12 protein-coding genes and 1 pseudogene are annotated in these 10,465 nt (G+C 60.1%); 8 read left to right on the forward strand and 5 right to left on the reverse strand.

Annotation, left to right across the window (positions count from 1 at the left end; translation table 11 throughout):
• The first annotated feature begins 4 nt into the window (after window positions 1-4).
• The 5 genes from JHD67_RS16005 to JHD67_RS16025 are packed head-to-tail and all read left to right on the forward strand — an operon-like array spanning window position 5 to window position 5,352.
• Window positions 5-208 carry a hypothetical protein gene (locus JHD67_RS16005; protein WP_199100233.1) on the forward strand — a complete coding sequence of 68 codons (204 nt, stop codon included), beginning with the start codon at window positions 5-7 and terminating at the stop codon, window positions 206-208.
• A complete protein-coding gene (gene bcsQ / locus JHD67_RS16010; protein ID WP_199100234.1) occupies window positions 205-1,008 on the forward strand; it encodes a cellulose biosynthesis protein BcsQ in 804 nt (267 codons plus the stop codon). Before JHD67_RS16005 ends, bcsQ begins: the two co-directional genes overlap by 4 nt.
• Entirely contained in the window at window positions 1,005-3,572 is a 2,568-nt protein-coding gene (gene bcsA, locus JHD67_RS16015; RefSeq protein ID WP_199100235.1) for a UDP-forming cellulose synthase catalytic subunit, read from the forward strand. The genes bcsQ and bcsA overlap by 4 nt, the downstream gene beginning before the upstream one ends.
• 11 nt (window positions 3,573-3,583) lie before the next feature.
• The gene (bcsG, locus tag JHD67_RS16020; RefSeq protein ID WP_199100236.1) at window positions 3,584-5,167 is read left to right on the forward strand and encodes a cellulose biosynthesis protein BcsG; all 1,584 of its coding nucleotides are present in this window, start codon (window positions 3,584-3,586) and stop codon (window positions 5,165-5,167) included.
• The gene (locus JHD67_RS16025; RefSeq protein ID WP_199100237.1) at window positions 5,167-5,352 is read left to right on the forward strand and encodes a hypothetical protein; all 186 of its coding nucleotides are present in this window, start codon (window positions 5,167-5,169) and stop codon (window positions 5,350-5,352) included. The genes bcsG and JHD67_RS16025 overlap by 1 nt, the downstream gene beginning before the upstream one ends.
• 34 nt (window positions 5,353-5,386) lie before the next feature.
• Here JHD67_RS16025 and JHD67_RS16030 read toward each other — a convergent pair whose 3' ends face one another.
• Complete coding sequence (locus JHD67_RS16030) at window positions 5,387-5,584, reverse strand: hypothetical protein (protein ID WP_199100238.1); 198 nt, start codon at window positions 5,582-5,584, stop codon at window positions 5,387-5,389.
• Between the two features lie 394 nt (window positions 5,585-5,978).
• Between JHD67_RS16030 and JHD67_RS16035 the strand changes: the two genes are divergently transcribed.
• On the forward strand, window positions 5,979-6,191 hold the full coding sequence (locus JHD67_RS16035) for a cold-shock protein (protein WP_199100239.1): 213 nt from the start codon (window positions 5,979-5,981) through the stop codon (window positions 6,189-6,191).
• Between the two features lie 139 nt (window positions 6,192-6,330).
• On the opposite strand, the gene JHD67_RS16040 is transcribed toward JHD67_RS16035, so the two are convergent.
• The 3 genes from JHD67_RS16040 to JHD67_RS16050 all read right to left on the reverse strand — a co-directional run bounded on the left by JHD67_RS16040 (window position 6,331) and on the right by JHD67_RS16050 (window position 7,690).
• The gene (locus tag JHD67_RS16040) at window positions 6,331-6,480 is read right to left on the reverse strand and encodes a hypothetical protein (RefSeq protein ID WP_199100240.1); all 150 of its coding nucleotides are present in this window, start codon (window positions 6,478-6,480) and stop codon (window positions 6,331-6,333) included.
• A gap of 251 nt (window positions 6,481-6,731) precedes the next feature.
• Complete coding sequence (locus tag JHD67_RS16045) at window positions 6,732-7,022, reverse strand: YkgJ family cysteine cluster protein (protein WP_199100241.1); 291 nt, start codon at window positions 7,020-7,022, stop codon at window positions 6,732-6,734.
• Complete coding sequence (locus JHD67_RS16050) at window positions 7,019-7,690, reverse strand: methyltransferase domain-containing protein (RefSeq protein ID WP_199100242.1); 672 nt, start codon at window positions 7,688-7,690, stop codon at window positions 7,019-7,021. Before JHD67_RS16050 ends, JHD67_RS16045 begins: the two co-directional genes overlap by 4 nt.
• 542 nt (window positions 7,691-8,232) lie before the next feature.
• Between JHD67_RS16050 and JHD67_RS16055 the strand changes: the two genes are divergently transcribed.
• Window positions 8,233-9,315: a nucleoid-associated protein gene (locus JHD67_RS16055; RefSeq protein ID WP_199100243.1), complete on the forward strand. Its 1,083-nt coding sequence runs from the start codon at window positions 8,233-8,235 to the stop codon at window positions 9,313-9,315.
• 2 nt (window positions 9,316-9,317) lie between these two features.
• Window positions 9,318-10,343, forward strand: a complete 1,026-nt coding sequence (locus JHD67_RS16060) for a hypothetical protein (protein WP_199100244.1) — start codon at window positions 9,318-9,320, stop codon at window positions 10,341-10,343.
• 34 nt (window positions 10,344-10,377) lie between these two features.
• Here JHD67_RS16060 and JHD67_RS16065 read toward each other — a convergent pair.
• Window positions 10,378-10,465, reverse strand: a pseudogene (locus tag JHD67_RS16065) (IS3 family transposase); the annotation flags it as partial.

Below are 10,465 nucleotides of genomic sequence, written 5' to 3' on the forward strand. Positions count from 1 at the left end.
CGCCATGAACCTGTTCTTCGGCTATTTCATTTGGGGACTGATACTTGCCGCGCCACTGTGGTGGATCGCCTGGCGCCTGCACATGGCGTCGTGGTGGCCACGGTTGCGCTCCCTGTGGCGCCGCCGCACGGTAAAGCTGCCGCCGCAATTGCAGCCGCTGGTGATACTCGGCAAGCGACAGCAGGGAGGCGGCGGGAGCGGCGCATGAAGACCATCGCCATCATTTCCTCCGTGGGTGGTGCAGGCCGCACCACGTTGACCGCTGCGCTCGCCGGTTTGCTCGGTGCACGCAAGCATGCCGTGCTGGCGCTGGAGTGCGATCCGCGCAACGTGCTCGCGCTCTATGGCGGCTTGCGTGAGCCGGCGGGCGCGGGTCTCGCTTCCTATCTGCTCAATCCGGGCAGCGCGCCGGCCGAAGCGGCATTGCAGAGCGACGACGGCACGCTGTGGCTGCCGTGGGGCGGCGCACGCCCGCAGGGCGGCCTTTCCGCCGCCGAGCAGGCCATGATTGCCGCCACCTTGCATCGCCAGCCCGGCTGGCTGAGGGATTTGCTGGCGCAAGTGGATCTGCCGGGCAATGGCATCGCGCTAGTGGACACGGCCACGTGGCCGTCGGTGCATGCGGAGCAGGCGATCGCCGCGGCCGACCTGGTGGTGGTGGTGGTGCCGCCTACGCCGCTGGCTTGTGCGACCTTGCTGCGCTTGCGCGCGGAATTGGCGGGGCGGGGCAAACAAAGTCTCTACGTTGCCAATGGCATTTCACCGGCCATGGCATTGCACACGGATATCATCGCGCTGCTGCGCCAACTGCTGGGCGCAGAGCTGTCGACCTATCGCATCCATGCCGACAGCGGTGTTCCCGAGGCACTGGCACGCAACCAGAATTTCTCGCTCGCCGCCCCCCACTCGCAGGCTGCACATGATATGCAGGGCCTGGCGACGTGGTTGTCCAGTTGGGTAAAACAGGCATCGCGACGCGCGGCGCCGGCTGCTGGTGGCGCGCCATGAGCAAGGGCGTGTTGCGCAACGCCTGGATGCGCATCAAGCGCGTTACCGCGCAGCAGATTGGCGTGGGAGTGGATGCGGGGGCGCACCTATGGGCCTTGCGACTGGCCTTCCGGCAGCCACGACCCGGGCAGCGCGATTGGGCCGTGCACGCGTATGGCGCGGTTGCGGGCCATCTGCGCAACGAACTGGGCGTCACGGAAAAGGCCGGCGTGGGTACGTGGCTGGGGCGGTTGTTCTTCCGGCCGCGCCGTCGACGCGCGCATCTGGCGGCGGATCTGCGCCATGCGCGCCATCAGCGTGGCAAGCAGCGCCGCTCCATCCTGCTCGGGCGCATCGGTCGCTGGCTCGCGCCGGTGTATGGCGTGGCCGGTCGCACCGGACAAACCCTCCATGCATGGCTGCCCAGCGTGCCATGGGAGCGCTTGAGCGAACGTGTGGATCGCTGGTCGGCCAAGCTGGATCGGGTGCCCTTCATGAAGCCGGTGATCCTGCTGATGGCGCTTGCGGCCGCGTTGGCGTTCTGGACCACGCCGCTGCCATTGGCGAGCCAGTTTCAGCTGTTCATTCTGGTGTGCCTGGTGATGCTTGTGGCGCGGCGCATTCCCGGGCGCTGGCCCACCATGCTGATGGTGTCGCTATCCATCCTCATGACGGGCCGTTACATCTGGTGGCGCGCCACGCAGACGCTGCATTTCGCCACGTCCATCGAGGCGCTGTTCGGCTACATCTTGTTTGCGGCGGAAATCTACACGTGGATCGTGTTGTTCTTTGGCTACATCCAGACCGCCTGGCCGCTCAACCGGCACCCCAAGCCGTTGCCGGACGACCCCGCCGAATGGCCCACGGTGGATATCTACATTCCCACCTACAACGAGCCCTTGTCGGTGGTGAGCCCCGCCGTACTCGCCGCCAAGAGCATGGATTGGCCGCGTGACAAGCTACGCGTGTACCTGCTCGATGACGGCAGTCGCGAGGAGTTCAACCAGTTCGCGGCGGAGGTGGGCGTGGGATACCTCACGCGCGAAGAACATCGCTTTGCCAAAGCCGGCAACATCAATCACGCACTTGGCCTGACCAGTGGCGATTACATCGCCATCTTCGATTGCGACCACATTCCCACGCGCTCCTTCCTGCAAACGACCATGGGCGAGTTCCTCGCCGACCCCTCGTGCGCGTTGGTGCAAACACCGCATCATTTTTTCTCGCCCGATCCGTTCGAGCGCAATTACGACACGTTCCTGCGTATTCCCAACGAAGGCAGTCTCTTCTATGGCTTGATTCAGGACGGCAACGATTTCTGGAACGCCACGTTTTTCTGTGGCTCATGTGCGGTAATCAAGCGCGCGCCCTTGCTGGAGGTCGGCGGTATCGCGGTGGAAACCGTGACCGAGGATGCGCATACCTCGCTCAAGATGCATCGGCGCGGCTATCGCTCGGCGTACCTGCGCATTGTGCAGGCGGCGGGCCTGGCGACCGAGAGCCTTTCGGGCCACATCGGTCAGCGCATTCGCTGGGCGCGTGGCATGGCGCAGATTTTCCGCATCGACAATCCGTGGGTGGGCAAGGGGCTGAGCTTCTTCCAGCGCATCTGCTACAGCAACGCCATGCTGCACTTTTTCTACGGCTTTCCCCGCTTGATCTTCCTGCTGATGCCGTGCGCCTATTTGTTCTTCGGCTTGCACGTGTTCAGTGCGGACGCGATGGCGGTGATGGCCTATGTGTTGCCCTATCTCTTTGTTTCCGGGTTGGCCAATTCGCGTATCCAGGGCCAGTACCGTCACTCGTTCTGGGCGGAGGTCTACGAATCGGTGCTGGCCTGGTACACGGTGTTGCCCACCACGGTGGCCTTCATCAACCCCAAGAAGGGCAAGTTCAACGTAACGGCCAAGGGCGGCCTGATCGAGAAGGAGTACCTGGACTGGTCCACCTCCAAACCCTACGTGTGGCTGCTGGGCATCAACCTGCTGGCGATGGTGGCCGGCATCGTGCGCATTTTCACCACCCAGCGCGATGAGCCCGCCACGGTGCTGATGAACATGGTGTGGGGCTTGTTCAACGTAGCCATGTTGGGGGCGGCGGTGGGTGTGGCGAAGGAGGCGCGCCAGGTGCGCGTGGCCCACCATGTGCCGCTGAGTGTGCCGGCGATGTTGATCCTGCCGGACGGCAAGACCCTCGCATGCCATACCGAAAACTACTCCACCGGCGGCCTGGGCATCGTGCTGCCCGATGCGCTGAAGTTCAACGCCGGGGAGGCACTGGGCGTGAGCTTGTCGCGCGGGGATCAGGAGTATTACTTCCCTGCCGTGGTGGCGCGATGTAGCGGCACCCGCCTGGGCTTGAAGTTCGAGGAGTGGTCCTACGAGAAGGAGGCGCAATTGATCCAGTGCACGTTTGGACGCGCCGACGCCTGGGTGCGCTGGGAGGAGGAGCTGGTTCCCGATAAACCCTTGCACAGCTTTGTGGAGGTGGTGGAGATGGGCTACCAGGGCGTGCTGCGGTTGTTCGATGCCTGCCTCGATGCGGTCGAGGCGGTGGCTCTGCGCCGACCGCGCCAACAGGGATAACGGGAGCACCCATGGGACTGTGGAACCTCTACTTCATCGCCAAGATCTACCTTGCCTCGGTGGGTTCGCTCCAGTGGGTATGGTGGCTCAACCTGCTGTTCGCGTTGGGGCTGATCGTGCCGCTGCGGCAACGCTGGCAGCGTGTGCTGCGCCAGATCGTGGCCGTGGTGGCCGGCGCGGCGTTGATCTATCACGAGTCCAATCTGCCGCCGCTGGCTTATGTCATGCGTCAATTGCCCGGGCTGGCCTCCTTCACCCCCGGCTACATGATGGAGCTGGCGCGCAGGGCGTTCACGCCGGCCATGGTGTACGTCCCCATCGTTGCGCTGCTGGTGTATGGCGTGGTCAATCGCTGGGTGCGCGTGACCACGTTCGTGCTGATCGCATTGATCGTGTTGCCGCTGTGGCAGGGCGTGGGCAGCTTGATCGCCAAGTCCGCGGCGCCCTCGGGTTACGCGGCGAACCGTGGCGCGAATGCCGGCATGGCCAACGCCGGCGCCGATAGTTCAACCGGTAGCTACGATCAGCAGCTGGCGACGTTCCATCACACCGAGAAAGATCGCCATGCGGCATTCTTTCCCATGGATAGCGACCCGGCCGCGCAGTTCGACATCATCGTTATCCATATCTGTTCGCTGTCCTGGGATGACCTGGAGGTAGCCAGCGCCACCGACAGCCCGCTGCTCAGTCGCTTCGATTACATCTTCAAGGATTTCAGCAGCGCCGCCAGTTACAGTGGCCCCGCAGCCATTCGGCTGCTGCGGGCCTCCTGCGGCCAGCAAGCGCACCAGGATCTGTACAGCGGCACGCCGCAGGATTGCCACCTGTTCGCCGACCTTGCTGCCGCCGGTTTCGACGTGCAGTTTCTGATGAATCACGATGGCCACTTCGACGACTTCCGTGGCGTGGTGGAGCGCGAGATCGGCCCGTCAGGCATTCAACCGCAATCGATCGAAGGCCTGCCAGTGGCCATGCGCGCGTTCGATGGCTCGCCGCTGACGGGCGACTACGATGTGCTGGCGAAGTGGTACGAGGCGCGCACCGCCAAGGGCGGTGGCCCGGTGGCGCTGTACTACAACACGGTAAGCCTGCACGACGGCAATCGATTGCCCGGCAGCAACCTCACCAGTTTGCAGTCCTATCCCATCCGCCTGAAGAAGCTGATGGACGACATCGACCGCTTGATCGATCTGGTCCAGCACTCCGGCCGCAAGGCCGTGCTGGTGTTCGTGCCAGAACATGGCGCCGCCCTGCGCGGTGATGCCGGCCAGATTGCCGGGCTGCGTGAAATACCCACGCCGCGCATCATCCACGTTCCCGTGGGCATCAAGCTGATTGGCCTGCCAGAGGGCAAAGACCGGGCAGGGCACAGCATTGTGGTGAACACGCCTACCAGCTATCTCGCCTTGGCGCAGTTGCTGTCGGGCCTGGTGGCGCACAGCCCATTCCGGCCGGAAGCGCAGCCTTTGGAGCAGTACACCACCGACTTGCCGCAGACGCGCATGGTGGGTGAGAACGAAAACACCGTCACCTTGCGCACCCCGGATGGCTACGTGATTCACACGCCCGACGGCGTGTGGATGGAGGGCAAGTAATGTCTAACGACCGTTCCAAGCTCATGCCCAGCGATATCGACACCTACGCGAAATACGTCGAAGGTATCGATCCCAGCCGCTATTACGACAGCCAGGCCCAGGAGGTGTGGCTCAACGCGATGGAGCGCTGGCCACTATTGGCGGACGTGCTGTACCCGGACTCCGAGCCCAAACGTGGCCGGTAGTTTCGCGGCCACGGGCTGAGTGCGCCCCGGCGAATTAGCGCCGGGTCCGCGTTCCGGTGGACTCCGGTCGCGGCGGCGGGTGTCCAGGGTGCCCGGGTTCGCGCCCGGAGAAGGAAGTCTTGGCGTAATGGACCGCCTCCGCTTCACCGGGTGCCGGATCCGGTGCTTTGGCCGTCGGTGCATAGACGTTGTGGATCTGCGCCAACGATAGGGGCGTAATGCGATGGGACATGGGTGGGGCCGCCTTTTATGAGGGAGTGGTGCTGCCGCGTGGCAGGAACGATGGCGCCTTGCGTAGGCGCGTGGTGAGGGCGCGGCGTCGAGGAGGTGTGTCAGGCGGTTATCGAAATTACTTGCGCCAGTCAGCAGAAATATCATGCGCGCGAGCATGTTAGGGCAAAGTAAGTGCCTTTGTTGTGCTAGGCTGAACTGCAAGTCGGTTTTTAGTATTTGCTTTTTGGCGCAAGGACCTCTACTGTGGGCGGGCTGAGTTCCAAGGGTCACCATGAATTGTGGCCCGATGCTGTAGATGAAAGCTCCTACACCGTTGCACCCGCTTCCTCCTTGTAACCAGCTTGTTCATGCCGCTATTTATGCGGCTTCACCCGTTCCAAGGAGTTATATCAATGTCCCAGGTAGAAACCGGCACTGTGAAGTGGTTCAACGACGCCAAGGGTTTTGGCTTCATCAGCCGTGACAAGGGCGGTGACGACGTGTTCGTTCACTTCCGTTCGATCCAGTCCTCGGGCTTCAAGAGCCTTGCAGAGGGTCAGAAGGTGTCCTTCACCGTGACCCAGGGCCAGAAGGGCCTGCAGGCTGAACAGGTCCAGATGATCTGAGTTCGCCTCATCGTTAAGAAAGAGCCCGGCCTTGTGCCGGGCTTTTTTTTGCGCGCCCGCCCGCCTCTAGACCTCAAGCGCGTCGTGATCGGCGAGCGGCCGTGGCCGCGCGCCCATTGCCTGGCTTAGCGCCTGGCGCTCACGACTGGCCGGTGCTCGGGCCGTGCCCGGTGCCGCCCGACGGGGCACCTTCGCGCGAAGTCTTTTTCTTGGCCTGCTTCTCATCCTGCTGTTTCTTCTTAGCAAGTTCGCGCTGGCGTTTTTCGTAGGAGTAATTGGGCTTTACCAAAGGAGGGCTCTCTCAGGCAGCAATGACGGTGGAGGGTGGTTTGCTCAGCAACAGAGCACACCTGTGGAAAAGACCCGACGATATGGCTTTTACACAAGCTAACCCAGTTCTGAGCCTTTCGTCATCCTCGCGAGGCGCTACTGGTCAGCCGCTGGCGGCTGAAAAACACTTCGCAAGAATGATCTCGATGGCTGCTAGTTCCGCCTTCGCGGGAATGGCGACGCGCTCAGCTCATCTTTGAATACGCGCCATTACTTGGTGTATTCAGCGCGCACGGCCTTGCAATAAGGGCCGTTCATCACAAATCGGCGGCATACCGTTGGCCGACTTTCATAAATACCGCAGTTCATATGACTGCCATCCACCGCCACGCACCAACCCTCCTGGTCTCGCGCCATCACATGGAGGCCGCTGTCGAGATAGGTGGTGAGGTGGGAGGGAACGTTGTCCTCAGGTTGAAGCACAACCGTCAGGCGACAACAAAGGGCATCGCATGTTGAGCAATGGGCGGATGCCGTTGCCTTAACGCCGGGGTTGGTCATGCCAGTGGGTTTTCCTTGATACGGGTGTAATGCAGCAGATTGCCGCGATAGGGGAGTTTGTCCTGGTCGTCCATCGGACAGCGTTCTTCGACCAGTTGGAAACCATGCGTTGCCAGCAGGCGGCTAAAGCGCTCACTGTGGTTGCGACCCGGATCGGTCACGATCACTTCCGCGTTCGGAAACGCGTGTCGCTCGACCAATCCGGCCAGAAGCTCGGCGTGATCCAGGCCGTAGAGCACGTCGCTGGCGATGATGAGATCGAAGTGACCCAGCGCCGGCAGCGGTACATCCCAGCGTAGTTGCTGGTAATCGGGCGCCGCCAGTTCATTGAGCGCGGCGTTGTACGAAAGGAATGACTCGGCCAATGGGTGGATGTCCGACGCCACGACATCGGCGCCACGCCGCTGTAGGACAAGGGTAGCGAGCCCAATGCCACACCCCAGCTCCAGCACGCGCTTGTTCGAGATATCGACGCGGTGCATGGCCTGCGCAAGCAAGCGCCCCGAAGGCCACACCTGACCAAACTGACTCCACTGCGCCGGCGAAATGCCCAGCCTGGCGCGGTGACCGTCCGGATCGGAAAACTGCCGTTCTTCGCTAAGAACCCGCAAGCGGTAAGTGTGTCCACCAATGGACACCCGCTGATTGCGGGTCAAATGACCGGGCATGTGCTCTCCCAGAAGACCATCCCCGTGGGTGAAGGGGGATTCGTACGTGAAAGGGAGCGAGGCAGGCGGTCGATAAACGGCCGTGTGAGACGCGCGAGATAGGCGGGTACTTGCGATGCTAGCTGCCCATAGTACACCAGGGAGGTCGCAAGGGCCGGTGCGCCAGGGTTTTCCGGGCCGGCAGGGATGTGGGTGAGGCGGTTTCGGGTCTGGGGCGCGCGCTGATAAGCCTCAGGACGAATCCCTCAGGGTGAATGGATGGTGGCGATTTGAGGTGAGTTCTGGTGGTTCGTCAGGTCACGGTCAAAACGTATACCTATTGATGCGAGTTTGGAGGGATGTGGCCGAGCCGTGCGCGTGCTTGCCGCAGAGAGTGGCATGCTGTTTGCTTTCAGGGAAAATGGAGAACGCGGTCTTGTTGCACGTTCTCAGCCGGTGAGCCGAAGGGGCGGTTACAGTCACACTGCTGCTGGTCATCTAGCTCGGCATCGGGTAGTGAGATAAGTGGCCAGTGAGGCCGGACTTAAGCGAAGGAGATGCAGGTGGTAGCAAATTTGGATGCCCCGGAAGAATCCATGGTTGAAGGATATGTGCCCATAACGTCTGTTAGGCACGTCATCGTCCATACCTTGAAGAAGGAGCAGAAGGACGCGACAGGGGCAATCGATCCGCGTCAGGAAGAGATGGAGGTATCGGAACTCGCGCAGCGACTAGTGGATACACTCTACGTCGAGTATCGAAAGCGCCACTCGAAGTCGCACGGTAAGTTTGACGGTGACGAAGAAAAGTCACCTTCGCAGGTGTATGCAAGGCATTACCTGATTGATAAGGAAATTGCCTTCTATGAGTTCAGCACCGCGATGGCAAAGCTACTGTGTGACAAGACTGCGCGAACCGCCGCTACTGGCGGGCACATTTTTATTGCGCACGTTGACCATGACAGCGTGGAGTACGTTCTCATAGCCCTCATTACTGAGGAGCAGGCCATCGCGCTTAGTGCAGGCAAGAACCTGAGACCGGCGGAATACTTGAACCTCAAGGGATTTCGATTCGCTGGTCGCATCGATGCGACAGCGTGGAATGCCGGTGCGGAACGTTACGTAAGTTTTTTAAAGGGAACGAAGAACGTAGCGGACTACTTCAAGGCCTTTTTGGCGTGTGATACCGCGATCTCCAACCTCTTAGATACACAGCACCTGACTGAGTCGATGCGACGGTTCGTGTTGTCAGTTGAAGTCGAAGGTTCGCCACTTACCGAGGCGCAGCGCGATTCGCTCCTGCGAAAAGTCGACGCGGAATGCAGGCGAATGGCCGATGATTCAATTCCGTTGAACATAACGGAGTTCAGTCGCGCAATGTGGCCGAGTGATCCTGATGCCTTCGCCGACTCGATCACGCAATCCGGTTTCGAAATCAACGATGGCTTTGTTCCACACAAAAGCGGCCTGCGTGGGCTAGTAAGTTTCCGGGGAAAGAGCGCGCACTGGACGTTGGAATTTGATCGCCGAGCGTTGCTTAGCAAAGATATCGTCTATAACGATTCAGATCGGAGCATCACTCTTAAAGGGTTGCCACTCGATCTCATAGAGAAGCTTAGGGAAGAAGACGAAGATTCCGGCGAGTGAAAATGGGCACCTTTGAAAAGCTGGTGAGCCTTTATCGCGCGATCGACTTCGATGGTGCGACGGGCGGCTTATTGGTCTTGAAGGACGAGGGACAAATTGCGCTTGCTAAGGAGCTTTTCAGGAAGGATCCGGATGAAACAGGCTTGACCTTAGTGACAGGCAACCCCGATGCCCTTGCAGTGGGGGCGGAGCTGAAGCTAGAAGTCAATCTGCCAAGACGAGGGCTAGGGATTGTTGCTGCCGACCTAAGCTCTCTCATTGATGCTGGTCGCGTGTCTGAGCCGCGCAATTACTACATACGATCTGAGAACTATCTGAAAGGCGAAAAAGACCCGCCTGCGTTGTTGGCTACTTACAAGGCCATTCTAGGCTTCATCAAGTTGCTAGCGGAGGCCTCTGCTTACTTGGATGAATCCAAAGAGGAGCTGATCTTCATAAATAAGGGTCGGTTTTCCGTGCCTGTTGGATACAGCCTCGCATCTTTGAGGCCGACGCTCTCAACTGAGATAGAGAGCGTCCTAAATCAGTTTGGCGAAGACATGCATCGAGCGCAAAAGCTCGAAATTCTAGCGAGCACTACATTCGACCTCACCTCAAACTTGAAAGCTGGTGAGCGCTTTGAAGCGCTGCTCGCTAACATGGCCGAACTGTCTAAGAAGGTCGGTGACGGCTACCGGCTGTTCGCGTCTGGATTCTCCTACGACAAAATTAAGGGGGAGATTCAAGATGCGAACATTGAATTTACTGCGAAGATTCATAAGACATTTTCCGACATCCAGAGCCAATTGTTAGCCATTCCAGTGGCGACGGTCATCGTTGCCACACAGATGAAGCATGCAGAGGGGATTGGTAGTCAGTTTTGGATCAACACCGGTGTGGTGGTTGGTAGCATCATCTTCACCATATTGACTTGGATCCTAGTCACCAACCAGCGGCATACGATGAAGGTGCTTGGGGAGGAAATCGATCGGCGCGAGCAGAAGATCGTAGATGACCACGAGAAAGTAAAAGACCTGTTCGAAGGGTAATCCCCCCGTTTTCCACGGGGCTCAGAAGTAGAAACTAAGCGGCCATGGCCAGCCGTTGCTTTGGTGTAAATCCGCCCAGGGCCATGTTCGGGCGGTCGTGATTGTACGTCCACATCCAGTCG

Source organism: Dyella sp. ASV21, assembly GCF_016428975.1.
In the GTDB taxonomy this organism is placed as follows: domain Bacteria; phylum Pseudomonadota; class Gammaproteobacteria; order Xanthomonadales; family Rhodanobacteraceae; genus Dyella.